This window comes from Methylobacterium sp. WL18 (genome assembly GCF_008040015.1).
Taxonomy (GTDB): domain Bacteria; phylum Pseudomonadota; class Alphaproteobacteria; order Rhizobiales; family Beijerinckiaceae; genus Methylobacterium; species Methylobacterium mesophilicum.
Genome location: NZ_VRVD01000007.1, coordinates 16,280 through 39,577, shown reverse-complemented (window position 1 = coordinate 39,577; position 23,298 = coordinate 16,280). Strand labels below are relative to the sequence as shown.

Genomic DNA, 23,298 nt, shown 5'->3' with positions numbered 1-23,298 from the left:
AGCCGTACCGCTCCTGATGGGCGCGGGCGGCGGAAGCGGCGGCAGACATGATGGCGCCGCGGTCGAACTGGCCAGCGGCGAACAGCGGGCGGCGGGTGGTGCGCACCGTCATGTCGATGCGGGCTTTAGCCGTGAGCAGGCCGGCGGGGATCGCAGGACGGCTGTCGTGCAGGCCGCGAGAGAGGGTGTTCCAGGAGACGGTGCGATGGGCCATGGCATTGATCCGCTTGGAGCGAAGTGATACTTATGGATCACAAAGCGCCTTTGGTCAACACCTAAAGATCGAAATGAGCCAATCAGATCATTCCGCGGTTACAGGGAGGCAGATCGCTGCAGCGCGCACGCTTCTTGGGCTGGGCCAAGCCGAGCTTGCCGGTGCGGCGTCGATTTCGGTGCCAACACTTAAACGAATGGAGGCCAGCCCAGGGCCAGCAGCCGGCATGGCGAACAACGTGCGCGCGGTAACATCCGCCCTTGAGACAGCCGGTGTCGAGTTCACCAACGGCGGCGAGCCCGGTGTGAAGCTGCGCCGGAAGGACCAGTTGTGACCATCGAGCCTGCTCCTCCCAACCGACTGGCAGAGGTCCGCCGCCTCACAGAGGCCCTTATCGATCACGTGCTTGAAGCACAGGTTCTGGGCCGGCCAGTTCCGCAGGAGCAGAGCGAGGCGCTGATCAAAGCCGCCTTCTTCCTGCGGGAGTGCAACCTGCCCTGGTGGCCGATGCTCGCCCAAGCGCTGCATGGGTTGGGCCGGGGCACTGACGAGGGGGTGCTAGAGGCACATGCTGAGGATGGGGCGTTGGAGGATATCGATCAGCAAGGACTGACACGCTTCCTCGCCGAGCTTTGGAGACAGAAGGGCCAGCCATGACCTCCAACCCAGAATTCCTCTCCGAGAACGGCGGCAAGGCCGGGATCCGGTTCCGGGAGAGGAAGGGGCCGTGACACGCATCAGCGATAGCAATCTGCCGGCGCCGCGCCGTCCTAGAGCGATGCCGCACTGGCTGGTGTTCGTGATCAGTTTCCTAGCCCTTAGCGTGCCGGTCGCAGGCCTATTGTTCGTGGTGTGGCTGGCCCTCATGCGGCCGACGGACTTCATCATCAGCTTCGTCGAGCTCACCTACATCGCGGTCGCGACCGTCCTGATTGCCTCCGCCATGACGTCCTACGTTCATCGAGGGTGACAGGCGCGCTCGTGAGCAGCAAGGCTCACATCCCGGTTCGGAGGTGAGAGGGATAGAACACCGAGCCTGGCCGTTAGTGCGTGGACGAATTTCTTCAGCCAGGTATCCAATATGCGCAGCCTGATCCTCGCCTTCAGCCTCATCGTCGTAGCGACCCCCGTTCTTGCAGCTCCTGACGCATCTGCCTCGAAGCGTGGCAACAAGGATCTGAAGACCTATTGCTCGGGTGATGCTGTCACTTTCTGCAGCGGCAATGATCCGGACAGCCCGGAAATGGACGCCTGCTTCAAGACGAACATGGACAAGATCTCGGAGAACTGCCGGCGGGCGATCACGGCCTACAAGAGCGGCGGGGGTAAGTAGCCGACCCGACAGCCTCGTGGTCATAGGAGCAGATGAGGGTTGATCACGGGTCCGCAGCTACTCGCAGCACGGCTCTCCATTCGCTGGACGCCCAGAGATCTGGCTCAGCACGCCAAGGTGCCTGTGAGCGTTGTGGCGCGAGCCGAGAGCAGTCCCGGAGAGCCAACAGTCACGATTGCCCAGCTCAACGCCCTCATGCAGGCGCTGCGGGCTGCCGGCGCCAGCTTCTCGGTGGCAGGTCCTGATCGGGATGCCAGCGACGGCTAGCCGTGTCCGCATTGAATGCCCGCGCTGAAGGATGAGGGACCACGTCCAGGTTCGCCTTCCTGCTCCTGGGCGACCCATAAAAAGGATCCCACTTTTTATTCGGGATAGGGGCACCCCTCGGGGAAGGCCGCGCATTTCTGCGACTCCTTAAAGCTCCTTTAACGGGATGTAGCGAATTGATTGAAAAGGCGGATTTCCGCCGGTGAGCTGATGTGGCGATGGCGCGCACTCACGCCCCGGTTGCAAAAGCTTGACAGCAGCGCAACTACCTAAGTAAAGTTTCCACAGTGTTAAAAATAGGAATACAAATCTCATTGGGTCGCCCGCCGTCTTCGGTGGGCTGAATGACACAGGCAAGAAGTCTTATAACGCGACCAAACCGTCGCATCTTGCCTCTGATCTGGGGAATACATTCATGGTCGATCTGACGGGTTATAAACTAACCTTCGACGACGAATTCAATACTCGCAGCATCTCTCAAAATGGTGCCGGCACCACTTATGCAGACATCCGTCCGCAGTGGCGGTTTGACGCAAATTCCGACATCGGCTTCGGAAAATCGTCCTTCGTAGACTCTGCTTCGGGCTATGACCCGTTCACCGTCCAGGGAGGCGCGCTCTCTATCACGGCAGTGCCCGATCGTACCACATCGGGGTATCCCGGCAGCTGGGAGTCGGGCCTGATCACCACACAGGGCAACTTCTCACAGACCTACGGCTATTTCGAAATTCGAGCTGATTTCGCTTCCCAGAACGGCGCTTGGGATGCGTTCTGGATGATGCCAGACAAGCAAGTACCAGATCCTAACAAGGCTGGCGGCTGGCAAGAACTTGATGTCGTCGAGCATTATGGCGGCAACGACAAAGGCACTTACAGCACTATACACACAACAGATCCGCAAAATGGCGTCCCTTGGCAGGTCAATCGCCAGGTCTATAGCGAAACGTCAAATCCGTCAGGCTATCATACATATGGCGTGAACTGGCAGGCAGATAAATTAAGCTTTTATGTTGATGGCGAACTGAAAGGCTCGCAAGCGACGCCTTCAGACATGCACAGTCCGATGTACATGATGGCCAACCTGGCAACCCAGGATGGCGCATCCGGCAGTTCGATTACGTCCCACATCGACTACATTCGCGCTTACTCCAAAGATCCAAACTCTTCAGCAGTAGCCCAGGGCGCCGTTTCTGCTCCCGATGGAAAAGACCCAGGCCTGTATGGGGCGACCGCGGCTACGGCTAAGCCAGCCCCGAGTGCGACCGGCACAACAACAGGCTCTAGCACCGGATCAACGAGCACGAGCAACTCGACAGGTTCGACCAGCACAACTGGTGCAGCCGCGGGCACAACGAGCTCGAGCGGAACGACAACGGGCTCAACCACCGCTCCGAACTCAGCCACAACCAGCACAGCTCAACCGGCGACCGGAAGTACAACGAGCGGCTCGGCCACGGGCTCAACGAGCACGGCCAGCCAAACTGGGGCGGGAACGAACACCAGTTCGAATAGCCCGACCAGCGATGCGACGAGCACATCCCATCCGATAACTACAGGTTCGACCAGCACGACGAGCACGAGCACAGCGCCGGCGAACACGACTGCGAGTTCGCCCAGTACAACTGCAGGGGTGACGACCAGTACCGCGAGCGCCACCGGCCCGTCGGGTTCTGCTACAGGCACGACAACCGCGCTCCATCCGGCGACTACAAGCTCATCGGGCACGACGGGAGCGAGCTCAGGTGGACCAAACGCGAGTGGCGCCTCGACGAGTTCGGCTGGCACGACTAGCTCGAACACGAGTTCGGTTGGAACAACCACCGGCACTATCGGGACAGGCGTAAGTTCGAATGGCTCGGCTAGCGGCGCGACGGGCGCAACTGGAATAGCCGCAGGCGCGACCACTACGACTGGCTCAACCGCAACTGCGGCTGGCACAGCTAAGCCCGCGGCCATTGGGACGACCACGGGTCCGACCAGTGCGGTAGGCGCGGCTACGAGCGCTACGAGCCCAGTTCCTCCAACGACTGCCAGCACGACGAACCCCGGCCATCCGGCAGCGACTGCTTCGACAGGAACAACCCCCTCGACCTCTAGCGCTTCTGGAACGGCAGCCAGCCCAACCGAAAGCACCGCCGCATCGTCCAGCCCAACTCATCCTGCAACCACGGGTACGACAGGCGCAGTGCAGCCGGTCGTCGCCAGCCCTTCTAGCAATCCACCAACTGGCTCGACGACAACCGCCGGTCTGGCCACGTCCTCAAACGGCATGGTTAGCACGCCAACGACCGGGTCTACGAGCACGACTGGTACGTCTAGCGCACCGGCCAGCACACCAAGTGCCACCGGTACAACGTCCCCCACCAACCCGGTCCACACGTCGCCGAACTCCGCAAATTCGACGGTTGCTGGTTCGACTAACGCGGGCAGTGCCACGACTAGTGCGTCAACTGCTGCCCCTGCAAACTCGGTGACGCCCGCGACTGCTAGCTCGGGTGATGCTTCTCATTCGGCGGCTAATATCCCGACAAGCCCGGTTAACGGTGCCAGTACACCCCATCCCTCGACTGCAGGCAGTCCGGGTCCAGCCGGACCAAATATCTCTTCTGTCTCAGGCAACAATTACGCTTTTCAGACTTTTACAGCGTCACCAAAAGCACGAGCCGCTGCGTTAACCACTGAAAAGAAGATCATTCAGTATGCAACTAAGCATCCAGAAAGCGCAGGGGCCGCGAACAAGCTTTTAGAGATGCTGATGCATCTTTGGTAATCAAAACATCAGATGACTTACTTTAAGGCAGCTCTAAAGGAAGTCGAAAGGGCGATGGCTTAATCCCGGTAGGAGCACACGGCCTCCTCCCTCTGGTCGGAGGCGATCATTCCGACCATCCTGAACGGCCGGACCTATCCCGATCCGGGACCACTGCCGGATCCCGAGGCGGCCCTTCGGATAACCAGTCCATGGCACCGGGCCTGTACGCCGGTGAGATAGACGACCTCCCCCGCCAGCCCGTGATCAGATCGGGCGGCTCAGCGACGAGGCGGGATTTCATCTGTCTCGGCTCGCAGTATGGTAGCCGCGATTTCCGACTCCCCCGAGTTCGAGGTCACAACCTTCGCCCGCCCGGTTCGCCGGCGCGGGCTTTTTCGCGCTCGACCTCAATTTCCGGCTACCTGCTCAAGGACGTGGTGCTGCGGAGAGTGCGGACGATGGTGGCTGCCGGAGGTTAGATCGGAGAACGATCATAACCTTATCCGCCGAGACATCGCAGCCGGCCGGAATGATAATCTTTACGGCCAAATCATCAGCTGCTGGGTTTTTCTGCATCGCAAGTCGGGCATAGGCTCGGCGTGCGAAATAGATCACGTTGAGGCTGGTCGCGGCGGCGAGGTTCCCAAGGTTCCAACCGCGATAGACGTAGAACACGTGATCGTTGGGTTGTGGCGCGCCCACAAGCGAAGGGTCGGGCGCGTAAGGGCTGGCCGGTACGAAGTCGACAGAAACCGGAGTTCGGCACAATCCGACCTGCACGCTGCGTTGCAGGGCGACCGAGCGCGATAACAGGACACCTTCGCCAAGATCCACGGGGGTGTCAGCAGCTTCCCAGACCGCCGTGACGCTCTCCGACTTCCGGTAGGCGTAGATCCGCACTCCGACCGAGACAGCGAGGAGAATGCACAGGAGGGCCAGGCCGCTGCGTGCCCAAGGCGTCAGGTTCGCAGGCTGGGCTGGCATGTGCGGCCCTCCACGCAAGGTAGGATGGGGGCGATGGCCACAACCACGGAGGCGAGCGCTACCAGGGACGATCCTGCGCCGTCATGCCAGAAGATGAAGGCCTCGCGCGACGGCAACATCAGCAGGATGCGCGTGACGTTGATCGCGACGACCAGGCAGGCGCTCATTCCCAGCGCGCGGAACGCCGTTTGGCTAGTCGCTTGCTCGGCGATCTTCAGGATGGAGAGCCAGATCAACACCGTCAGAGAGAGGTTGTGAAAGGACGAGCATCCCTCCAGGATTACGATCGACCAATCCGTCCGAACGCTCAGGCTCGCCCCTTCCACACCGAGACCGCCGTAGAACAGACGTCCAACCCTGTAGATCAGGCCCACTTCGACGACCTCGATCGTCTGGTAGGCCACCTTAAAGAGGAGCTTGCCCCATAACTCGTATACAGACAGGGCGAGCCAGATTTGACCAATGCCGGCCAATCTCCAGTCGGAGCGCCTTTTGAGGAGAACCCACCCCCCGGCGAGCGTTGTCGCAAAATAGACCCCGTGCTGCTCCGGCACGAACCAGGCGAGTGCAGATAGCAACAGGACGGTGATGTCCGATCCGACCAGCGTCATGTCCTTGCGCCGGTCTGCAATTATCAGAAACAGGATCGCGGCGAGGGCAAACGCCTCGCCCACGTTAAACTCCATGAGATGCTGTGCAGTCTGCGTTTCTTCGAAGAGGTGCCTGTGTAGCGCTGCCGATAGGACGGTACCGCCAGTGAATACTAGCAGAGGCCACCTTACGGCGGGAATGAATAGGCGAAAAGCAGACACGCTTGTTCGTCCTACGTTGCTGAACTCTGATGGTGTCTGCAGGTCAGCCATAGCTGTAACTTCAGGCTGACCGCGCCGGCTGGCGGGCCCGACGACGGCGAATGAAGGCGACTGTGCCAGCGGCTAACATCAGTCCAAGACCAGCGTTTACCTCCGGCGACGGAGCGCCGCCTGATGTTTGACTAGCCCCGCTTCCAGAGCTGAACTCGAAGATCGAACCGCTGGAGCTATAAGTGGTCGGCGCGCTGGCTTGTGGAACTGAATGGTTACCACCACTGGGTGTCGGTGAGGGCGATCCGACCCGTAGACCTCCGCCGGACAACTCGCCGTTCCATCCACCAGCAAGAGCGTTGCCGCTTCCTGCATAGGCGGGACTACATAGACAAATTGCCAATGCAGCGGCGCATATTCTACCTAAGCAGTTCATATTAAGCCACCAAAACTACATACTTGTTAGGTCATTAATGACTATATAGATTTCACAAAGGCAATACGCAGTTTTTGGTTAATACGTGCGAGTCACATTCGAATTTTACAGCTAAGCTTAACGGTAAATCTGCCGGTGACACTTGCCAGAGGGGGCGGTCGCGCAAGCCATGTAGTCATTTGAATACGCTTTCCCCCGACATCGGGCAGAACCATCGGCCGCAGATGGCGAGGGGGAAGCGAGCGTCAGCTGTTGGAGTGAAGCGCAATGGCTGGCTCGGCCATTGCAGCTGCCGTACTTCCGACACTTCATTTGTGCCAAGCCGACCCATGCAGCGATCCGCACGACTGATTGGTTGGCTTATGCTGGCCGCCCTTATGTTTGTGACGATATGCCCAATCAACCTACGCCCCGTCTCAGGGGAGCCGGTTTGGTTTGAGCATACGGTGGCGTTCGCTGTGTTTGCCCTCGTGTTTTCGATCGGCTACCCAAGGCAGCGGCCGCTTGTACTGATCTTAACAATCGCTGCTGCAGGATTTCTCGAGGCCGCTCAGATGCTTCAGGTCGGCCGACACGCCCGACTCTCTGACTTTTATGTCAAAGCAGTTGGATGCGGATTTGGCTGGCTGCTAGGCTATGCTTTCGTCCGTTTAGCAAATGCACGGCAACAGTCACGCCCTCGGGCAGTTCGCGCTTAACCAGCCAAATGTTTCGCTGATCGGCTTCAGCTGCCCTGCTTCACGAGCCGCGTTGCGTATCGGCTCACGCCGGTGAGATTGTCGACCTCCCCCGCCAGCCCGTGATCAGATCGGGCGGCGGGGCCGAGCCGGATGGCCGAGGTGGCCTTCTGCTGGATGAACGGCTACGCGTAGGCAGCGCCAAGGTGGTCTTGCGCCCCGGGTTTGCGGCTCGCAACACCCGCTCTCAGAGCAGACAAGGTCAGTAGGCAAGCCAAGAACACCGTGATGCCGTTCCGGCCACTCAGGAGGATCTGAGCCCCGTTGAGCACGGGCCATGTCGGTGACGCGACGAATGGCACGATGACCGGAAGCGCGAAGACCCAGAAGACAGCGCACCATCCAGTCGCTGCGAGCAGCCAGCGTCTATGCTCTACCCCAGCGTCCGTCCGAACCCGTTGCGCGCAGAGAACGGCGCCATAGAGGCCCGGCCAGATTAGGATAAGGTGGTCGCCTTCCAGAAGTGGACCGCAGCTTAGTGCGAGGCCGACCGTAAGACCGATCTCGGCTAGGGACTGCCCGGCATTTGGGATCTCGCGGGCGGAACCTGCGATGCCCCGGCGCAATGGAACAGCGGCCAGGAAGATCATAATGGCGAGAATGGCGGCAAGCACGCTGGCGACCTGGGCGGCAACAGGCGCGTCGATCCACGGAATGCTAAACGGGTTCTCGGTAAAGATCCGCTTGGCGAGGGCAGGCAGCGACTGGTGATCCGGCCGAGCGCCCACCGGAAGCGTCGTGTAGAAGGCCGAAGCTGCAAGCCATCCTCTGACCCCCGCCACCGGGTTGTTGATCAAGAGAAATGGCCCGACGAACAGGATGGCTGCGATACTGGCCGTCAGGGCGGCCGCTCTCCAACCGCGTCGGCACAACAGGTAGAAGATCAGCACGCCCATGAACGGCTTGCACACAATGACAAAGGCCCAGGCGATGGCACCGCGAAGGGTGGCCCGGCTTAGGAACGATCGAAGGCCGACGAGGACAAAGAAAAGCAAGAGGATGTTGACCTGCCCATGAAACAGGTCGGAGCGGATCAGGCGGCTGCACAGGAGGACCCCTGTGGCGAGCAAGAGCCAGCTGTCTGACATGATGCGTCCGAAGCTGCGGAACAGCAACACGCAACCGAACACGAGCCCGATGTTGAGGCAAGGCCACAAGATCCAGAGCTTGCCGTAACCGATACCTTGGCCGATGACAGCCACTAGGACGGCGAGGAAGGGCGGATAGGCGAACGGATCTCGGTTCTCGATGAGGATGTAGGGATTGCGCCCCTGCACGATCAACTTTGCGGCGTCGAGGTAGAGATCCAGATCCACCGTAACCGGCCAACCCGGCTGCTTCGCGATCACGAAGAAAGTGGCTGCGACCCCGAAAAGAGCCAAAGCTAGACCGACTACCCCGGCGACGCGTTCAGCTCTCGCGGCCCGCGTGCCTCCGGTGAAGTTCGCACCCAGATCGAACTGTTTTTTCAGAGCATTGAGCATCCCGCGGTCCAATCTCACTGCACCAAATACAGCATGATACTGTTGCAGGCTGTAAATTTTATCCGTCAGGTCGTATTGAAGGTAATATTTTTGTGACCGAAGTAGTTTGCAACGGCACCGGCTGCGATGCCAACTGCATGCGCAACGGATGCTGCAGCTGCGCCGAGGCCCAACGGGAGAAGTACGAGATCCCGAGATGCGATGGCCGCTGCAATGGTTACGACGCCGCCGACGAGGTTCACTAGAAGGAAGCCTCCGAGCTGCGCGGTCAGAGGGCGACGGGAGTCTTGAAATACGAGACTTCGGTAGGTCACAAAGCCAATCACCATGCCGACCACTGTCGCGGCAGCCACGGCGGCCGGATAGGGCATCACGGTGTTGAACAGGAAGCGGGCGAGCCAGCTCACGCCGGAAGCGAAGCCACCCGCAAAGAGGAACCGGACGCGCCTATCAAAGCAATCCAGGCGCGTCATGTCAGGCCGAGACCCCCGCCCACGCCAGCACGAAGCAGACCGAGAGCGCCGTGCCTGCCGCGAGCGCGAGCCGGTCGGTTAACGCGAAGACGACCGGATCGTCCTGCAGCTCGCCGCGCTGGCAGGCGACCCAGATCCGCCCGAGGATGATCGCAAGCGCCAGCGGGAAGCCCCAGAGCCAGGCCACGTCGCCGTAGAAGGTCTGCTTGAAGGCATCGTCGATGATGTAGAATACTAGGATCAGCAGCGCCGAGGTGCCGGCCGCTAAACCCGCCGCCAGCACCAGCGGCAGGTCAGCTGCCATGTAGCCGCGGCCGCTGATCCGGGTGGTGCCGCGCTCGATGGCGCGGGCGATCTCAGTGTGGCGCTTGGCCAGAGCCAGGGAGGCGAACAAGAACATCGAGAACACGAACAGCCACGGCGAAGCAACCGCCGCGACGGCGGCGGTGCCGACAGCCAGCCGCAGTGTGAACAGGCCGGCCAGCGTTAGTGCGTCGAGGAGCACGACGCGCTTGAGATAGAACGAGTAACCCAGGGTCAGCCCCGTGTAGGCGGCCAGCATCAGGACCACCTTGGCGCCCGCGAGGGCGCCCAGCAGGAAGCCGGCCGCCAGCCCGACCGGCACTGCGGCGAGGCCGTAGACGATCGGCAGGCGCCCGCTGGCTAACGGACGGTTACGCTTGGACCAGTGCCGGCGGTCGTCGGCCACGTCCCAGATGTCATTGAGAATGTAGGTGGCCGAGGCAATCAGGCTGAGAGCTAGGAAGCTGACGGCGAGCTGCCAGAGCGCGAACGGATCAAGGAAGCGGCCGGCTAGGATAGCCGGTACCAGGATGAGGGCGTTCTTAGCCCACTGGTGGGGGCGCATGCTCTTGAGGATCAGGCGGCCGTAGGAGGGGCGCCGGAACACCCCGACGACGTTGGCGGCGACGGCGGCCGCACGCTCTACGCCTGCCGAGGCCTCGACCACGATGGCCTGCCGGGCAGCGTGCCAGACGGGCAGGTCGGCGCGACTGTCGCCGGCGTAGTCGAAGCCCAGCGGATAGCGGCGGGCGAGTTCGTCCGCCTTGGCGCGCCCCTTGAGGTTGGTGACGCCGTCGCTGGCGATGACGCTGGTGATGAAAGGGAAGCGTCGGGCGATCTGGGCGGCGGTAACGTTGTCGGTGGCGGTAGACATATGGACCGGGCGGCCGCCACTGGCCTCGGCCTCCGCGAAGGCGACCAGCTCGGGATTAACCGGCAGCGACTCGATGTCGAGTGTGGCGGCCTGGGCCATGCGTCGCTTCAGATAGGCGCGCCCGCCGAGCGCCCAGTAGACGATCTTCAGGAGGTTGAGGAGGTCGGCCCGCACGAGGGCAAGCGCCTTCTCGTAGAGCATGTCCGCGCGCAATAGCGTCCCGTCGAGGTCGATAATCAACGGGATATCGTGTGATCTCAGCGCTACCGACTCATTGGGCAGGGTGGCCGTGGCACTTGGATTGATCTGCGCCGCCAGCATTCGACCGCCTCCATCACTGTGGCGCGATCATCCCGGCTCTCGTAATGGAAGGAACGCACTCTTTCGAGGTATTTCCTCCATTTCCCGGGGAAGCCCGATGCGTTGCATGAAGGCGGCCGGACCTCGGTCAGCAGCTCGCGCCCGGCCGGCGTCGAGAACCACAGCTTCCGCCCAGACGGCCCGCGTACCGGTCTCTCCTCGACCAGACCAAGCTCCTGCAGCACCGGCATGACGCTCGGGTGCGCACCGTGCCGCATGCCCTGCGGGTACAGGGCGCAGGCTCGGAGGGCTTCAAGCTTCAGGCGGCGGAGAGGTACTCGGATCTCGGTGGGCATGCCGGCGAATTACCGCCCCTCGACGAGGAGGAACAACAGGGCCGAGAGCGCGAGTAGCACCCCGAACGCATAGGCCGCGTGGATATCCCTGCGGTCCAAAGCCGCCCTGCCACGCAGCGCCATGCCGAGCTTGGTGGTCGTAGCCGCCATCCCCATCGTGGAAGCCATGACGGCCGCGAACAGGATCCAGTCGATGAGGGTCTGAGGCATGGCGCTACTGTAGGCGGCCGACGCCGCCGTTCAGGCCCAGCACGATGGCCCAGGCCAGCACGTCCCCGGCAGTAAGCCAGTCGCCGCCGTCCACGCGCCAGTTCTCGTAATCGTCATCGGGCTCGACGGTGTGGCCGCGCGAAGCAAGGACGGTCACGGCCTCGGCGATGGGATCCTCCTCAAGCATGCGGCTACGCGGACGCCACGATCATTCGGGTCCGCGCTTCAATCATGCGCTCTTCGTCTGGCCGATCCGCCATGTCCGCGGCGACCTTCTCGACGATCTGCCGCGTGGTCGCCTCGTCCAGTCCCAGGCCACGAGCGAACCCATCGAGACGCCGCATCATGTGCTGGACCACAGTCCGGTCGACCGACTCGCTCATGCCTTCACCGGGTGAGCCAGCAGGATCTCGGTGCGGAGCATGTTGCGCTTGTAGGCGTCCCAGTCGGTGAGCAGTGCGTCCTGGGAGGCCTTGTGGCCTGCGATCGCCGCGACAAGGTCGAGCACCCACCCTTTGGCCAGCGGGTAGGCCTTTGACGCGAGATCCGCGAGCACGGCATCGACAGCGGCGGTGATTTCATCGTCCGTCACCTCGGAGACCTTCCGCAGGTCGGACACCGTGGAGTTGCTGGCCATGCCGGAGAGCTACTGCAGCGGGCCAAAGGCGTCCACCAGCGGTCTCCGTCCAATTTGAGCTTGGACGGACTGCCATTTCGGCCTGTCACTGCCGGTCCACACACTCCGCGGTGTCCGACCTCATGTGGCGTACCGTCTCGCTGCTCGGTTAGTCGAGCGCCACAAGGTTCTGTCGAGTTTGGTCCCATTTACCGCGGGGAAAGGCACGCTTTTTCTCTGCCGCAGCAGCTATCTGCTCTCGTAGGTCGTCCGGAGTAAACGGCTTCAGCAGGACTCCATCGACACCGGCCTCACCCGCCGCTTCCACCACCTCGGCAGTTCTCGATGTGGTCATCACGAAGGTCAGAGCCCGACCATCCGTGAGCCTGCGTACCAGCGTGATGAAGGCGGTCACACGCATCGGACCAGCACGCGCATCGATCACCGCGATGTCGGGAGCCGTCACCTCGATCTGCCCTCGTGCAGTAAGGGTGTCGAAGGCGACGTCCGAATTCATCAGGCCGGCAGTACCAAAGATTTTGGCCACGAGACGGGCGACCGCAACTTGGCCATCGACAATGAGAACACGAGCATCCGAGCGCAGCATCGCTCAAGCCTCCTGAAGTGGCATGGCAATTTTAGGCGCCCAGATGTCTGGCAGAAAGCGTGGCTTGTCGGACCCAGATCTCGCCTGCGACCCGATCAGCTAAGTGGCGCAACCTCGTGGCGTCGATCTCATCCGCGGCGCGCGGGCGCTGATCGATGATGCACAGCGCTCCAAGACGGACGCCTTCCCCGTAATAGAGCGGCGCCCCCGCATAGAAGCGCACGTGCGGTGGTCCGACTACAAGCGGGTTTGTGGCGAACCGTGAGTCTTTTTGAGCATCGGGAACGATCAGGACTATGTCCTGCGCAACGACATAGTTGCAGAACGATGCGTCTCGTGCCGTCTCACATATCTCCAGGCCAACCCGAGCCTTGAACCACTGCCGTCGTGCATCAAGCAAAGTGATAAGTGCGACCGGAGCATCGAAAGTTCGTGCTGCTTCTCGGCAAAGATCGTCGAAAGCAGGGTCTTGCTGGGTATCGAGCAGGTCTAAGTCTCTCAGGACGGCGAGGCGTTCAAGTTCGTTAGAGGGAACGGGGTACGTCATGCCGCAGAACTCGAACCGCAATCGCGCATACTTGAGTCTGGACCAGCTGGAATAAAAAACCGTTAGGCTGCTCGGCTGAGCATGAGGCGATCACGCGGCGTTGTCGATCCAACGAGGTCTAGGCCGGGCGGCCGTATCATCACGGCTCGCCCGGCCACGCGCACGCTATGTCTGGCTAGCGCTGACTTGCGTCTCTCTCGACGTCCATGACCATACTCCGCGCATCCAGCATCCTGCGTGCTTCAGCCAGCAAGACATGATGCTGAACGGCTGCTGGACCGGTAGCTGGAACGGACCGGCTCGCTTCGACAATCAGATCCTGAAATTTCCGCCGGTCTAGACCCCGCCAACTCGTGCTTGCTCGCACGGCGTCCAATACAGTCCGCATCGCCTCGATCCGAAATTCGGCTTCGGCAAGTTGGATTGCCATGCCTTCGACAGAGTGGAACGTGCTCAGAGGGCTCGCTGCGATCTGCCGAGACTGCTCAGCTAGCTCGATTACGATGCGGTTCATCAACTGCTGACGGGATGCCTGAAGCTCGCTTCCGTGAAGGGGCTCATGGCCTTTCCGAAGCCATGCGTAGAACTCGGTGTTCTCGGCTTCAGCTACCTCTTCCACGCGCAGATCGAGGTAGCCTGCTGCTGCTAATTCCAAGACCATCAGTTGGAAGCTCGCCGGCACGAAGACCCAGGCGTGTGCGTCGGCGTAGTAGGGCAGGTCTGCAGCGGCTCGCCAACGCGGCTCAGTTTCCATGCCGTTGACTGGGACCGCTCGCTGCAAGTCGTACCCGCTCCACGCCCCGGCATTCCCGGGCTTCAGCGCCATGTTCAGCGCATAATCGAGATGGGTGCGTGCGGTGTGACGTACCCGCCGCTCGTGGAAAGCAGCGATCGCGTCGGCGGTCGAGGACGGATGCCGAAAGAAGTCGAAGCACTTGCGCTTGTCGGGCACCGCCAGGATCACGAGGCCGTCCGGCTTGATCAGCGTTTGTGCAGCCTGCAGGAACGTGACGATGTCGGTAGTGTGTTCGATGACGTGACTGGCGATGAAAGCGTCGAAGGTGCCGTGCTGATCGGCAGGAACTGCGTCGGCGATCGACCCACCCTGCCAGACGAAATCCACCTCCTCGATCCTAGCCGTGTCTTGGTCGGCGTACTTGACTAACAGCTCCTCGCGAGAGGCGTGGTCGATCACGAAGGTGTTCCAGCCGTCCCGCTTTGGAGCTAGGGGGCTGAAACTCGGTCCGACCTCGACCAGCCGGGCATCTTTCGTCAAAGACCGAAGAAGGCGTTGCGCCCTGTCCATACGCAGCTACTCCAGGTTGAAGGGCGGGCGTACACGAACGAGGGACAAGGGTCACGGTGCTACGAAGGTCTGCATGCCTGACGTGATCGTAGAGATGTCTTCGGTCGGCGGATCATGGTGGATGATCCGCCTGGCCTCGCGCGAAACCCGACCGCTTAGCGGCTGATCTCGCCTACATGCGGCCGTATCGACTCGACGGCAAGCTAATTTGTGGGCTTGTCTGCTTGTGGGCAGGACTGCAGAAATCGGTCATGTTCCTCAGCAATAGCGGCACCGGAGCGACAGACAGCAGGCGCTCGCTGTGATGAAACCATGGCAGGCGAGTCGGCGCGTGCGCCTGTGGGCAGGCCCGCAAGATGGCAGGCCGGACGGCGGACAAGCAGGAGTGCGGACGTGCGGACCATAGCCGTCATCAGTCAGAAGGGCGGCGTCGGCAAATCGACGGTCGCAGTGCATCTCGCGGTCGCCGGCACACTGGCCGGGTTCCGCACGGCGCTTGTGGACCTCGACCCGCAGGCCACGGCCAGGAAGTGGGGCGACAAGCGCCAGGCGGCCGAGCCCGAGGTCATCGGCGACCATGCCGAACGGCTACCGCAGCTCGTGGACGCAGCACGGGCGAACGGGGCGGATCTCCTCGTGATCGACACAGCGCCGAACGCGGATCGCGCCTCATTGGCAGCGGCGCGTGCGGCCGACCTGATCCTGATCCCCTGCCGGCCGGCGGCATTCGACCTAGAAGCCATCGAGGCTACGCGGGATCTGGCGACCATCGCCAAGAAGCCGGCCTGGGTGGTGCTGTCCTCGGCGCCGACCCGGAGTGCCATCGTCGAGGAGGCCCGGCGTGGCCTAGAGGAGCAGGGCGCCAAGGTCGCCCCCCAGGTCATCCACCAGCGGGTGGCCTACAGCTACGCGGTGATCGACGGGCGCTCCGCATCCGAATACGAGCCCGAGGGCAAGGCGGCCGAGGAGGTCGCAGCCTTGTTTGCGTGGGCACGTGGGGAAGCTGGCCTGCCCACAGGCGGTCAATCTGGCAAGAAGACGAGGGGGCAAGCGTGACGAAGCGGCCGAGCCTGTTCAGCGCGAAGACCGCGCCAGCGGCATCCGAGGCGGACGAAACGCCAGCGGCCGAGCCATCTGCTGCCCCCTCCCCCGCGGCGCCCCCGGGGGCTGAGCCCACGCCGCGCGCCGCCTATCCGAAAGCAACGACCCGGGCGGGCAAGCGGGTGGTCACGGCCTATGTTTCGCCAGAGGCGTTCCGGCAGCTCAAGCGGATCGCGGCCGACGAGGATGCCCAGGTGCAGGATCTGCTGACCGAGGGGCTGAACGCCGTGTTCGCGGCACGCGGCCTGTCGCGGATCGCGTGATGGGCCGCCGGCTCTCACGGGCCGGGGCAATCGTCCTTGACCATGACGCCAGGTGGCTGCGCCTCGCGATAGTTACAGGGCCGTTCGTCTGGTTTCCTGCCGTCGCGCTATCAATGCAGTTCGCCTGGCGCTTCGGATGGATGGCTGAAGAGACAGCCGACAACGTGACCTATTGGGCCGCCGGCATCTGCCTCGTTCTGTGGCTCCCCGCTTCGCCACTGACCCGGCTCTTGATTGCGCTGGTGATCGAGGCGGCCCGAGACAGCATCAAAGCAGCACGCTGGATGATCGGTCGCCTGCGCCGATAGCCGGTAAAGCCCTCACACCCACAAGCCCTGTTGTCTGCTTGTGGGCAGGCCTGCAATCCGGCTCGCCGGCCTTGCCGCAAGCCGGCACCTGGCGTAACTTTCGATAAGTGTGTTTCTCGAAAGTTTTCGACAGGCTGTGATGCGCGTCAGATGGCGACCGTGTGCCGGGTCGGATTAGTATCGCCCACGTTCAACCGGGAGGTGGCCCGCCATGCCTGATGCGCCCATCATTATACCTACGGAGACGCTCGCGCTTTCGCCGGAATGGAAAGAGACGGCCGAACTCGCCGCTCGCAACCTCGGCCTCAGCAAGTCCCTTGCGGAGGTGAGCCCAGAGCACTGGCAGCTCGTCCTGGCCAGCGTCACGGATCGGATGCGCCTGCGTGGTGCGTCGCTCCCACGCGGTTGGCGGCTTGCCCTCGCTCGAGAGGTTGGTCGCCAGGATGCAGCAGACCCAGCGGAAGCCCGCATTCTGGCGCTGCACGCCAAGCGTGAAGAGATCGCCGCGCATGTCGCGCGCGATCTGGGCCTGGGAAATCTAGTGGAGCTCAGTCGAGAGGACCGCACCGCGGTCGATCAGCAGACCACCGAGACGATTGAGGGCTGCGACCCGACCTCGCCAGAGCCGGCCGACTGCTCGGACGCCGATCGGACGATGCGACGGCTGCTCTCCGAGCACCGCGCCTTGAGTGATCTGCGAGCCGACGAGGACAACGCGCGCTTGGCAGAGGAGGGCGAGGTGTTCGCGCCCGAGAACGATGCCTGACATGCTGCCCGTCGAAGCGCCCGAGTTGCTGGCGAGCCTTCCCGCAGAAGCGGCGGCGATCGTTCGCGCCTACCAGCGGGCCAGCAAGGCCGACGCGACCGTGCGGGCTTACACCTCGGACGCCCGGGTGTTTCAGGACTGGTGTGCTCGGTTCGGCTTCCGCTCCCTGCCGGCGAGCCCGGAGGCCGTGGCCGCTTTCATCGTGTCCGAGGCAGAGGAGGGGCGCGCCGCTTCGACACTCGGGCGCCGCATGGCGGCAATACGGCATGCCCACAAGCTGGCAGGCCTGCCTGACCCCACAGAGGACGAGGGTGTGCGTGCAGCCATGAGGGGCGCCCGGCGCAAGGTGGGCGTGGCGCCGACCCAGAAAGCGGCTGCCACGGCCGAGATCCTGGCCGCGATGCTGATGCGCACGCCCGACACCCTGACCGGCAAGCGCGATCGGGCGCTGCTAGCGCTGGGCTTCGCAGGGGCCTTCCGCCGGTCCGAACTCGTCGCTCTCGACGTCGCCGACCTGGTCGAGGATCCGGAAGGCCTTCGGGTCCGGGTGCGCCGGTCGAAAACGGATCAGGAGGGTAGGGGCCTGGAGAAGGCCATCCCGCACGGGCGGTTCATCCGGCCGGTGGCGCTGGTGCGCGAATGGCTCGAGGCGGCTGGCATCGTCGAGGGACCCGTGTTCCGGCCGGTGTCACGGTCGGGGAATGTGCGCTCCCCAGATCCGGGGACCGCAAAGCCGCCCCGGCTGACGACCCAGACGGTGGCCGACATCATCAAACGGTACTGCACGGCCGCCGGCCTCGATGCCTCGACCTTCGGGGCGCACTCCCTGCGGGCCGGCTACATCACGACGGCGGCCGAGCGCGGGGCAGACCTCGCTCGGATCATGGACCAGTCCGGGCACCGGGATCCGCGGACGGTCGTCGGCTACATCCGGCGGGCGAACGCCTTCAAGGGGCACTCGGGGAGCGGGTTTTTGTGAGTGTCAGCGGTCCGGCATGACATTACTTGGATGAAAACTGATAATAGTGCTCTATTAGAGCTGGATATCAGTCATCGAGGTATCGCCATGCTTGACAACCCTACCCTTGAGAGTGCGGCGCACATCATCGCCGAAAACGTCGTCTCGGCCGTCGAACGCGAGTGCAATGATGCTGGCTTCGATGACCTGGCGCGGGAGACCGTCATAGCCCGCTTGCTGCGTGAAATTCTGCTCGCAATGCCAACTCGGTCCAGCAGGGCTCTGGCTACTGCTTGCAATCGTGCGCTCGACAACACCGCTGGTGTGATGGGTCTTTCCAGTCCGCGGGTCGAGGCGGTCAGCCCTGATGACGGGTCGGTGACGATGCGGCAGGGGTAGAACTCTCAGTACTATTAGGGAGACCGGGACTGCCCTACGCCGCCGCTTGCCATAACGGTCGTCCGAAATGGAGACGTACCGGCCGCGCGTGAACGGGGGGAACACGGCGGCCGGCGCGCTCGCAAGCGGGAGTGTAAGGGCACTCAACCGCCGCGATGGGTATGGATATGGGGATCGCTGGACGGAACGGGCAGATCCCAATCGGCCTTAAGCCTCAGCGCCATCCTTAGCCTTCCGCGGCCGCCCAGCAGCGCGCTTGGGCTTGTCGGAGACGGTCTCCGCCGGCTCAGCGACCTTCGGAGCCGCCTTCTTTCGCTGTTGGCCGAGGCCGAGCGAGCGGGCGAGAGCCGAACGCTGCTCGGAGTAGCTGGCGGCCGTGGAGGGATAGTCGCGCGGCAGGCCGTAGCGCTCGCGGTACTGCTCGATCGTCATCCCGTTGCCGCTGAGGTGCCGCTTCAGCGTCTTGTACGGCTTGCCGTCGACGAAGCTGATCAGCGCGTCGGGGGTGATCGACTTCCGGATCTGGGAAGGGGTCGGCTTGTCGACCGTCGGGGCCTCAGGTGCGCTGCCCTGAGTGAGTCCGGTAAGGGCACCGTGAATGCTGGCAAGCAGCTCCGGCATGTCACCGGGCCGGACCGAATTCTTCGACACATAGGCCGAGACGATGTCTGCTGTCAGCTCAATGAAATCGACGGCCTGAACCTCGATGGTCTCTGAATTTTCGTCCACGGTGCACCTGTGCTTAACGAAATCGCACAATGTCTTGGTGCTCGAATAAAATCAATACAATGCTAATCATTTTATATTTTTCTGTGGCTCTTAGCGGTGGACGCTGCCTTTAAACTCGAGGCCGAGGCGGCGCAGGAGTTTGGGCGAAAGGAGCAGCTCAAGTCGCGCGCTCCGGCCTCCGGCTCATGATGCGCAGCCGGAACGGTCGACCAGCGATCGCCCCGCCCAACCCAGGCGTAACCGGCACAGGCAGGCAACTTGCGATCCCCGACAGCGCCGCTGAAACGAACGCTCGCTGCTCGTCCGGCACACCCGTCAGGCGGGAATGCGTGATCCGCGGCTGACCGAGCAGGCTGCCGTCCCGCTTCAGGCTGAACAGTACTGTCACCTCTGAGCCCGCAGCCCCTGCCGGCACGCCACTAACCTGCGCACAGGCGCTCAGCACCTGCCAGAGCTCAGCAAGGGACGCCGCCGGTCTGGAGCGGTCGACCGAGCCTGTTGCTGTAGCGGGCAGCGAAAGGACCGCTGAGGTGGCGCTGACCACGAGAGCAATCATCGTCCGCCGCGACCAGGCCATCACGCGATGTGGAGCTTGGCGCCGACCCGAGCGGCGAGATGCTAGACCCGCCACGATCCGCTACCCGACCGCATCGTCTTATAGCCCCTTATCCCATCGGTAGGCTTCGGTGGCGCTGTCGATGCCACGCCCGGTCGGACGCGGTCGAAGAGTTGGGTTGTGGGCCGATAGGTGGCCTTAGATCGCCTAGGATGACTCAGGACTGGCACGGGGCTGCGGCGGCTGTGGATCACGGGTAGAGCAAGGAACGCCGCCAGCGGGGCGAATTTCAGGCTTATTACGGAGCCGTGTAGTTACTGCACCACCTTCTGCCGCTGCTGCGCCTGCCAGTGGGTGATGAACGTCTCGATCCCGTCGGCGAGTTCCTTGTCGGCGGGCATAGGCGACCCGCGCAGGTTCGTGACCATGGCGCCGAACGACGGCCACTCGGACGCCATCTCGTTAAGGCCGGCCACGATCTGCCGGTCGAGTTCGATGTCGGACAGCCGCGCCAGACCGCTGAACCGGGGGCTGGCCTCCAGCTTGGCGATCTTCGCCTCGATCTCCTTGATCCTCATTGGATCATCCCCTCTCGGCGCAGCAGGGCAGCCGCCCAGTCCTCGGCCACCGGGGTCGGTTGTCTGAGCCAGTCAATCAGGGCGTCCAACTCCTCGTCGGTGTACCGCTCCGGCCCTGGCAGGAACCCCGGAGTCCGTTTCTCCAGCCGAGCGAGGCGGGTCTCTATCTCTCGGATCCTCATGCGCTCTGTCCCTCCAGTGCAGCGAGGCGGTGGTGCAAATCAGCGGCCGTGATCGCCTCGATGTGGGCGGATACGGCCTTGCCGACGTCGGCAGCCTCGGACGGCGTGATCTCGCCGGACGACACGGCCTGCAGAAGTGCGGCGGTCGCACGGGGTAGGTCAGCCGCAGTCTCGATCACCGGCAGGTCGAAGGTGATCGAACGGTCCCGGCGCGGGGACAGCAGCCGGTCGAGGCATAGCTTCATCGCGGGTCCGTCACCGTCGAGCGCCATCTCGATCGCGCGGCGGGACAGAGCCTCGGCCTCACCCTCAAAGATGGCTTCCAGAGCCAGCGTGGAGCGGTTGCGAGAGCCGCGGGGGCGACCGGCGGGGTTGCCGGACTGGCCTTCTACGAATGGTTTTCCGTCACCCGGCATGGTCGGATCTCAGCGGTGGGCGTGGCTGTAAACAACAGGGAAGAAACAGCCAGACCGGTGAAGATAGATAGCACAGGCTATGAGTTTTCACGACAGGGCTTCCAGGTCGACCCTCAAGTGGTCGTGGGCACCCTTGTCGAGAACCTTCAGGGCGGCAACGGCAGCCTGATGGTGAACTCGGCTCGCATCGTCCCGAACCTCGATGGCCACGGAGCGGTTAGCGTCACGAGGAACGAGATCGACCCCGATGAGTTTCGATCCGCCCTTCGGAGGAAATGATGTCGGACAGTATGTTAGCGTCGGTCACGCTCCCATCCCTCAAGGCCGCTCGATCAGCGCGCGATCGCCTCGCCCGGGCAGGGTTTGCCCGCAACAGCATCGAGATCGATCGGAATGGCGATGTGTTCGAGGTCTCGATCAATACCCGGGAAGAGAACCGCGACCGGGCCGAGCGCATCCTGAAGGGGTCGCCTTTGGGCAACGATCTCCGGCAAGCTGGAGAGCAAGCGGCCGACTTCGTTCAAGCCAATCAGCCCCTTGCTTTAGGCCTCGCGGCATTGGCGGGTTTCGCGCTCTTCAGCCTCACGAACCGTAGGTGAGAGCCCTTACCCCCCCGGAGAACCGCGCCATGAAGCACTTATTCGCTAGCTCGCTGATCGCGGCCAGCTTGCTTGCCATTCCGAGCCTGCCGGCCTTGGCACAAAGCATCGATATCGGACCAGGTGGGGTGCGGGTCGACCCGCGTTCGTCGCGCGAGCGCGACCGAGATGAAATGCGCCGTGAGGACCGTCGTGAGGAGTTCCGCGACGGGCGGCGCGATCCGCTCCGCCGCGAGGAGCGCCTACGCCGCGAGGACGATGACGAGGATTGATCTGCATCAAGCTTGGATCATCGATCTATAAGCGGCGGGCTGTGAGCCCCGCCGTTTTCGTGTGCCCTTGTGAACCGTCACGATCGGATCGACGCACATCCGGGCGCCGGCGGATTGTAGCCCTCCGGGCTTACCGCCTATGTGAGCTCAATGCCGAGGTTTCGTACTCGCGCGTGCGCGAGTGAGCCACCCGTATCCTCTCAGCAGAAAACCTACCGACCTCTTACGGCGCTGGTGTTCCAGAGCACGTCGGGCCTGAAAGCTTGGGCATACATCGGGATCACACCGCGACGACAGTCGCGAACCCGATGGAGACGACGATGACCTGGACAAACCGCATCACCATAGCCGCGACGCTGATCGGCGGCGCTTTCGCACTGATGACCTACGCGCAGGCACTGAGCTTGCCCACGCACTTCGCCTGATTTGGATTGGACAGGCGCCTTGCCGCCGGGCGGCCGTCATGGCCGCACCTCGGAGTCCAAAGGCGGCTGAGATGTCTTGTTCTCTCCGAAATGGTGCGTTCGCCGCTGCTTCATCAGGAGACCAAGATGGATACGCTCGCTCGGCTGATCTCCAGAATAATTCAGCTTCTCGGCGGCGGCAGCGGCGGTAATGAGCGAAGGAACCGCTCGATGATCGAAGGGGGAAAAGCGGAAGTTTATCAGGGCCCGACTGCGGCTCGGTCCAGGAACTTCGATGCCGATTACCGCGCCGCCACCAAGCTCCTGAAAACGCGCATGGATAAGAGCTTTCCGGATAACTACCAAGCGCGGCTGAGCTCGGGCGCAAACAGCACCTACGATCACGGCGAGGATCGCGCTGCCGCTGTCGACACCGCATCGGCGGCGATAGCGACAGCTCTGAGGAAGGGTGCAACTGTCCAACAGGCCGCTGAGGCAGGTGCGGCCAGCGTCGGCCTTTGACGCTCGGCGGCACGACGCTCGGCCGAGGTGCACGCCAGGATGGGGCATGCGGTCGGGGGCGGGCTTGCTGGGCATGCTGGGCATGCTGGGTCCTTCAGGCTGCGCGGGCAAGGGCGGCGTAGCTCACGAGGATCTGGCGGCGGTCGGTGGCGGCGGGAGCCGATGAAGAGCGTTGCGCCAAGACACGAAGGCCGTTCACACCCATGGCTATGGAGCTGCTTGAATTCATTGGCATTGCTGCCTTGGCAGCCGCCTCCGCTCTGGGTGCGTTCGGCCTCTGGCTGATCGTGACCGCGGTCATGAGCCTTCCCGCGGGGCCGGGTGATCTCCTCGTCCAAAACATCGCGACGGTCCTGCACCCCGGCGTCTGGTATGTGCTCGCCGCCCTCGTCGTACGGCAGATTGGACGGAGCGCATCCAAGTGAGCGCTGCGCTCGGCCGGGTCGAGGTTGGGGCTGAACGGCCCCCAAGTGTCGGCGGCGGGGATCATCGGTCACCCCCAGCCCGCCGGCATTGGGGGTTTTGAGGGTTATGAGGGTTTGTTTTGGCCGCTACACGCAAACTGTCATGTACGCACGCACGTGCGTGCGCTTCCACGGATGCGGGTATGGGTGACCGTATCTCTCTGACAGTTCTTCGCGTT

The 23,298-nt window shown here is 62.9% G+C and carries 32 protein-coding genes and 1 pseudogene; 16 read left to right on the top strand and 17 right to left on the bottom strand.

The window, feature by feature from the left end; translation table 11 throughout:
* A partial coding sequence (locus tag FV228_RS01705) for a hypothetical protein (protein WP_147853013.1) occupies positions 1-214 on the bottom strand: 214 nt, incomplete at its 3' end.
* A 73-nt stretch (positions 215-287) separates the two neighbouring features.
* Between FV228_RS01705 and FV228_RS01700 the strand changes: the two genes are divergently transcribed.
* From FV228_RS01700 to FV228_RS33975, 5 genes and pseudogenes are all read left to right on the top strand, one after another.
* Positions 288-548: a helix-turn-helix transcriptional regulator gene (locus FV228_RS01700; protein WP_147853016.1), complete on the top strand. Its 261-nt coding sequence runs from the start codon at positions 288-290 to the stop codon at positions 546-548.
* Positions 545-871 (top strand): hypothetical protein, encoded by a 327-nt coding sequence (locus FV228_RS01695; protein ID WP_147853012.1) that lies wholly within the window; start codon positions 545-547, stop codon positions 869-871. The genes FV228_RS01700 and FV228_RS01695 overlap by 4 nt, the downstream gene beginning before the upstream one ends.
* 70 nt (positions 872-941) lie before the next feature.
* Positions 942-1,184, top strand: coding sequence for a hypothetical protein (locus tag FV228_RS01690; protein ID WP_147853011.1), 243 nt, complete (start codon positions 942-944; stop codon positions 1,182-1,184).
* A 111-nt stretch (positions 1,185-1,295) separates the two neighbouring features.
* The gene (locus tag FV228_RS01685) at positions 1,296-1,547 is read left to right on the top strand and encodes a 3',5'-cyclic-nucleotide phosphodiesterase (RefSeq protein ID WP_147853010.1); all 252 of its coding nucleotides are present in this window, start codon (positions 1,296-1,298) and stop codon (positions 1,545-1,547) included.
* Positions 1,548-2,229: 682 nt separating this feature from the next.
* Positions 2,230-2,880 (top strand): annotated as a pseudogene (locus tag FV228_RS33975) (glycoside hydrolase family 16 protein); the annotation flags it as partial.
* A gap of 350 nt (positions 2,881-3,230) precedes the next feature.
* Here FV228_RS33975 and FV228_RS33970 read toward each other — a convergent pair.
* The 13 genes from FV228_RS33970 to FV228_RS01610 all read right to left on the bottom strand — a co-directional run bounded on the left by FV228_RS33970 (position 3,231) and on the right by FV228_RS01610 (position 14,602).
* Positions 3,231-3,635 (bottom strand): hypothetical protein, encoded by a 405-nt coding sequence (locus FV228_RS33970; protein WP_246693795.1) that lies wholly within the window; start codon positions 3,633-3,635, stop codon positions 3,231-3,233.
* A gap of 1,357 nt (positions 3,636-4,992) precedes the next feature.
* The gene (locus tag FV228_RS01670) at positions 4,993-5,550 is read right to left on the bottom strand and encodes a hypothetical protein (protein ID WP_147853007.1); all 558 of its coding nucleotides are present in this window, start codon (positions 5,548-5,550) and stop codon (positions 4,993-4,995) included.
* Positions 5,526-6,224 carry a hypothetical protein gene (locus tag FV228_RS01665; protein WP_147853006.1) on the bottom strand — a complete coding sequence of 233 codons (699 nt, stop codon included), beginning with the start codon at positions 6,222-6,224 and terminating at the stop codon, positions 5,526-5,528. The genes FV228_RS01670 and FV228_RS01665 overlap by 25 nt, the downstream gene beginning before the upstream one ends.
* 1,427 nt (positions 6,225-7,651) lie before the next feature.
* A complete protein-coding gene (locus tag FV228_RS01660) occupies positions 7,652-9,010 on the bottom strand; it encodes a glycosyltransferase family 87 protein (protein ID WP_147853005.1) in 1,359 nt (452 codons plus the stop codon).
* A 65-nt stretch (positions 9,011-9,075) separates the two neighbouring features.
* The gene (locus tag FV228_RS01655) at positions 9,076-9,483 is read right to left on the bottom strand and encodes a GtrA family protein (RefSeq protein WP_147853004.1); all 408 of its coding nucleotides are present in this window, start codon (positions 9,481-9,483) and stop codon (positions 9,076-9,078) included.
* A 1-nt stretch (position 9,484) separates the two neighbouring features.
* A complete protein-coding gene (locus FV228_RS01650) occupies positions 9,485-10,981 on the bottom strand; it encodes a UbiA family prenyltransferase (RefSeq protein ID WP_147853003.1) in 1,497 nt (498 codons plus the stop codon).
* 344 nt (positions 10,982-11,325) lie between these two features.
* Positions 11,326-11,526 carry a hypothetical protein gene (locus FV228_RS01640; RefSeq protein WP_147853002.1) on the bottom strand — a complete coding sequence of 67 codons (201 nt, stop codon included), beginning with the start codon at positions 11,524-11,526 and terminating at the stop codon, positions 11,326-11,328.
* Positions 11,527-11,530: 4 nt separating this feature from the next.
* On the bottom strand, positions 11,531-11,683 hold the full coding sequence (locus FV228_RS01635; RefSeq protein ID WP_246693794.1) for a hypothetical protein: 153 nt from the start codon (positions 11,681-11,683) through the stop codon (positions 11,531-11,533).
* A gap of 34 nt (positions 11,684-11,717) precedes the next feature.
* Positions 11,718-11,909, bottom strand: coding sequence for a hypothetical protein (locus FV228_RS01630; RefSeq protein WP_147853000.1), 192 nt, complete (start codon positions 11,907-11,909; stop codon positions 11,718-11,720).
* Entirely contained in the window at positions 11,906-12,163 is a 258-nt protein-coding gene (locus tag FV228_RS01625) for a hypothetical protein (protein WP_147852999.1), read from the bottom strand. Before FV228_RS01625 ends, FV228_RS01630 begins: the two co-directional genes overlap by 4 nt.
* Positions 12,164-12,311: 148 nt before the next feature.
* Entirely contained in the window at positions 12,312-12,749 is a 438-nt protein-coding gene (locus tag FV228_RS01620) for a response regulator (protein ID WP_147852998.1), read from the bottom strand.
* A 31-nt stretch (positions 12,750-12,780) separates the two neighbouring features.
* Positions 12,781-13,296 (bottom strand): GAF domain-containing protein, encoded by a 516-nt coding sequence (locus FV228_RS01615; protein WP_147852997.1) that lies wholly within the window; start codon positions 13,294-13,296, stop codon positions 12,781-12,783.
* A gap of 175 nt (positions 13,297-13,471) precedes the next feature.
* On the bottom strand, positions 13,472-14,602 hold the full coding sequence (locus tag FV228_RS01610; RefSeq protein WP_147852996.1) for a methyltransferase domain-containing protein: 1,131 nt from the start codon (positions 14,600-14,602) through the stop codon (positions 13,472-13,474).
* 393 nt (positions 14,603-14,995) lie between these two features.
* On the opposite strand from FV228_RS01610, the gene parA reads away from it, so the two are divergent.
* The 6 genes from parA to FV228_RS01575 all read left to right on the top strand — a co-directional run bounded on the left by parA (position 14,996) and on the right by FV228_RS01575 (position 18,397).
* Positions 14,996-15,658: a ParA family partition ATPase gene (gene parA / locus FV228_RS01605; protein ID WP_147852995.1), complete on the top strand. Its 663-nt coding sequence runs from the start codon at positions 14,996-14,998 to the stop codon at positions 15,656-15,658.
* A complete protein-coding gene (locus FV228_RS01600; protein WP_147852994.1) occupies positions 15,655-15,966 on the top strand; it encodes a ribbon-helix-helix domain-containing protein in 312 nt (103 codons plus the stop codon). Before parA ends, FV228_RS01600 begins: the two co-directional genes overlap by 4 nt.
* Positions 15,966-16,274 (top strand): hypothetical protein, encoded by a 309-nt coding sequence (locus tag FV228_RS01595; RefSeq protein WP_147852993.1) that lies wholly within the window; start codon positions 15,966-15,968, stop codon positions 16,272-16,274. The genes FV228_RS01600 and FV228_RS01595 overlap by 1 nt, the downstream gene beginning before the upstream one ends.
* Positions 16,275-16,485: 211 nt before the next feature.
* Positions 16,486-17,040, top strand: coding sequence for a hypothetical protein (locus FV228_RS33965; RefSeq protein WP_246693793.1), 555 nt, complete (start codon positions 16,486-16,488; stop codon positions 17,038-17,040).
* Between the two features lies 1 nt (position 17,041).
* A complete protein-coding gene (locus FV228_RS01580) occupies positions 17,042-18,019 on the top strand; it encodes a site-specific integrase (protein WP_246693792.1) in 978 nt (325 codons plus the stop codon).
* Between the two features lie 30 nt (positions 18,020-18,049).
* Positions 18,050-18,397, top strand: coding sequence for a hypothetical protein (locus FV228_RS01575; RefSeq protein WP_147852991.1), 348 nt, complete (start codon positions 18,050-18,052; stop codon positions 18,395-18,397).
* Between the two features lie 207 nt (positions 18,398-18,604).
* On the opposite strand, the gene FV228_RS01570 is transcribed toward FV228_RS01575, so the two are convergent.
* The 3 genes from FV228_RS01570 to FV228_RS01555 form a co-directional block, all read right to left on the bottom strand.
* Complete coding sequence (locus tag FV228_RS01570) at positions 18,605-19,126, bottom strand: MucR family transcriptional regulator (protein ID WP_147852990.1); 522 nt, start codon at positions 19,124-19,126, stop codon at positions 18,605-18,607.
* Positions 19,127-19,996: 870 nt separating this feature from the next.
* The gene (locus tag FV228_RS01565; RefSeq protein WP_147852989.1) at positions 19,997-20,260 is read right to left on the bottom strand and encodes a hypothetical protein; all 264 of its coding nucleotides are present in this window, start codon (positions 20,258-20,260) and stop codon (positions 19,997-19,999) included.
* Positions 20,261-20,438: 178 nt separating this feature from the next.
* Positions 20,439-20,858, bottom strand: coding sequence for a DUF5681 domain-containing protein (locus FV228_RS01555; protein ID WP_147852987.1), 420 nt, complete (start codon positions 20,856-20,858; stop codon positions 20,439-20,441).
* A gap of 15 nt (positions 20,859-20,873) precedes the next feature.
* Between FV228_RS01555 and FV228_RS01550 the strand changes: the two genes are divergently transcribed.
* From FV228_RS01550 to FV228_RS01530, 5 genes are all read left to right on the top strand, one after another.
* Positions 20,874-21,137 carry a hypothetical protein gene (locus FV228_RS01550; RefSeq protein ID WP_147852986.1) on the top strand — a complete coding sequence of 88 codons (264 nt, stop codon included), beginning with the start codon at positions 20,874-20,876 and terminating at the stop codon, positions 21,135-21,137.
* An 11-nt stretch (positions 21,138-21,148) separates the two neighbouring features.
* Entirely contained in the window at positions 21,149-21,457 is a 309-nt protein-coding gene (locus FV228_RS01545) for a hypothetical protein (RefSeq protein ID WP_246693791.1), read from the top strand.
* A gap of 29 nt (positions 21,458-21,486) precedes the next feature.
* Complete coding sequence (locus tag FV228_RS01540) at positions 21,487-21,729, top strand: hypothetical protein (RefSeq protein WP_147852984.1); 243 nt, start codon at positions 21,487-21,489, stop codon at positions 21,727-21,729.
* A 551-nt stretch (positions 21,730-22,280) separates the two neighbouring features.
* A complete protein-coding gene (locus tag FV228_RS01535; protein ID WP_147852983.1) occupies positions 22,281-22,655 on the top strand; it encodes a hypothetical protein in 375 nt (124 codons plus the stop codon).
* Between the two features lie 203 nt (positions 22,656-22,858).
* Complete coding sequence (locus FV228_RS01530) at positions 22,859-23,080, top strand: hypothetical protein (protein ID WP_147852982.1); 222 nt, start codon at positions 22,859-22,861, stop codon at positions 23,078-23,080.
* The last annotated feature ends 218 nt before the right edge of the window (positions 23,081-23,298 follow it).

What these genes read in the sequence shown, in the direction of transcription:
- FV228_RS01700 (WP_147853016.1), top strand. Translation starts at nt 288, where the DNA reads ATGAGCCAATCAGATCATTCCGCGGTTACAGGGAGGCAGATCGCTGCA.
- FV228_RS01685 (WP_147853010.1), top strand. Translation starts at nt 1,296, where the DNA reads ATGCGCAGCCTGATCCTCGCCTTCAGCCTCATCGTCGTAGCGACCCCC.
- FV228_RS01670 (WP_147853007.1), bottom strand. Translation starts at nt 5,550, where the DNA reads ATGCCAGCCCAGCCTGCGAACCTGACGCCTTGGGCACGCAGCGGCCTG.
- FV228_RS01660 (WP_147853005.1), bottom strand. Translation starts at nt 9,010, where the DNA reads ATGCTCAATGCTCTGAAAAAACAGTTCGATCTGGGTGCGAACTTCACC.
- FV228_RS01655 (WP_147853004.1), bottom strand. Translation starts at nt 9,483, where the DNA reads ATGACGCGCCTGGATTGCTTTGATAGGCGCGTCCGGTTCCTCTTTGCG.
- FV228_RS01650 (WP_147853003.1), bottom strand. Translation starts at nt 10,981, where the DNA reads ATGCTGGCGGCGCAGATCAATCCAAGTGCCACGGCCACCCTGCCCAAT.
- FV228_RS01640 (WP_147853002.1), bottom strand. Translation starts at nt 11,526, where the DNA reads ATGCCTCAGACCCTCATCGACTGGATCCTGTTCGCGGCCGTCATGGCT.
- FV228_RS01630 (WP_147853000.1), bottom strand. Translation starts at nt 11,909, where the DNA reads ATGAGCGAGTCGGTCGACCGGACTGTGGTCCAGCACATGATGCGGCGT.
- FV228_RS01625 (WP_147852999.1), bottom strand. Translation starts at nt 12,163, where the DNA reads ATGGCCAGCAACTCCACGGTGTCCGACCTGCGGAAGGTCTCCGAGGTG.
- FV228_RS01620 (WP_147852998.1), bottom strand. Translation starts at nt 12,749, where the DNA reads ATGCTGCGCTCGGATGCTCGTGTTCTCATTGTCGATGGCCAAGTTGCG.
- FV228_RS01615 (WP_147852997.1), bottom strand. Translation starts at nt 13,296, where the DNA reads ATGACGTACCCCGTTCCCTCTAACGAACTTGAACGCCTCGCCGTCCTG.
- FV228_RS01610 (WP_147852996.1), bottom strand. Translation starts at nt 14,602, where the DNA reads ATGGACAGGGCGCAACGCCTTCTTCGGTCTTTGACGAAAGATGCCCGG.
- FV228_RS01595 (WP_147852993.1), top strand. Translation starts at nt 15,966, where the DNA reads ATGGGCCGCCGGCTCTCACGGGCCGGGGCAATCGTCCTTGACCATGAC.
- FV228_RS33965 (WP_246693793.1), top strand. Translation starts at nt 16,486, where the DNA reads ATGCCTGATGCGCCCATCATTATACCTACGGAGACGCTCGCGCTTTCG.
- FV228_RS01580 (WP_246693792.1), top strand. Translation starts at nt 17,042, where the DNA reads ATGCTGCCCGTCGAAGCGCCCGAGTTGCTGGCGAGCCTTCCCGCAGAA.
- FV228_RS01575 (WP_147852991.1), top strand. Translation starts at nt 18,050, where the DNA reads ATGAAAACTGATAATAGTGCTCTATTAGAGCTGGATATCAGTCATCGA.
- FV228_RS01565 (WP_147852989.1), bottom strand. Translation starts at nt 20,260, where the DNA reads ATGAGGATCAAGGAGATCGAGGCGAAGATCGCCAAGCTGGAGGCCAGC.
- FV228_RS01555 (WP_147852987.1), bottom strand. Translation starts at nt 20,858, where the DNA reads ATGCCGGGTGACGGAAAACCATTCGTAGAAGGCCAGTCCGGCAACCCC.
- FV228_RS01545 (WP_246693791.1), top strand. Translation starts at nt 21,149, where the DNA reads ATGTTAGCGTCGGTCACGCTCCCATCCCTCAAGGCCGCTCGATCAGCG.
- FV228_RS01540 (WP_147852984.1), top strand. Translation starts at nt 21,487, where the DNA reads ATGAAGCACTTATTCGCTAGCTCGCTGATCGCGGCCAGCTTGCTTGCC.
- FV228_RS01535 (WP_147852983.1), top strand. Translation starts at nt 22,281, where the DNA reads ATGGATACGCTCGCTCGGCTGATCTCCAGAATAATTCAGCTTCTCGGC.
- FV228_RS01530 (WP_147852982.1), top strand. Translation starts at nt 22,859, where the DNA reads ATGGCTATGGAGCTGCTTGAATTCATTGGCATTGCTGCCTTGGCAGCC.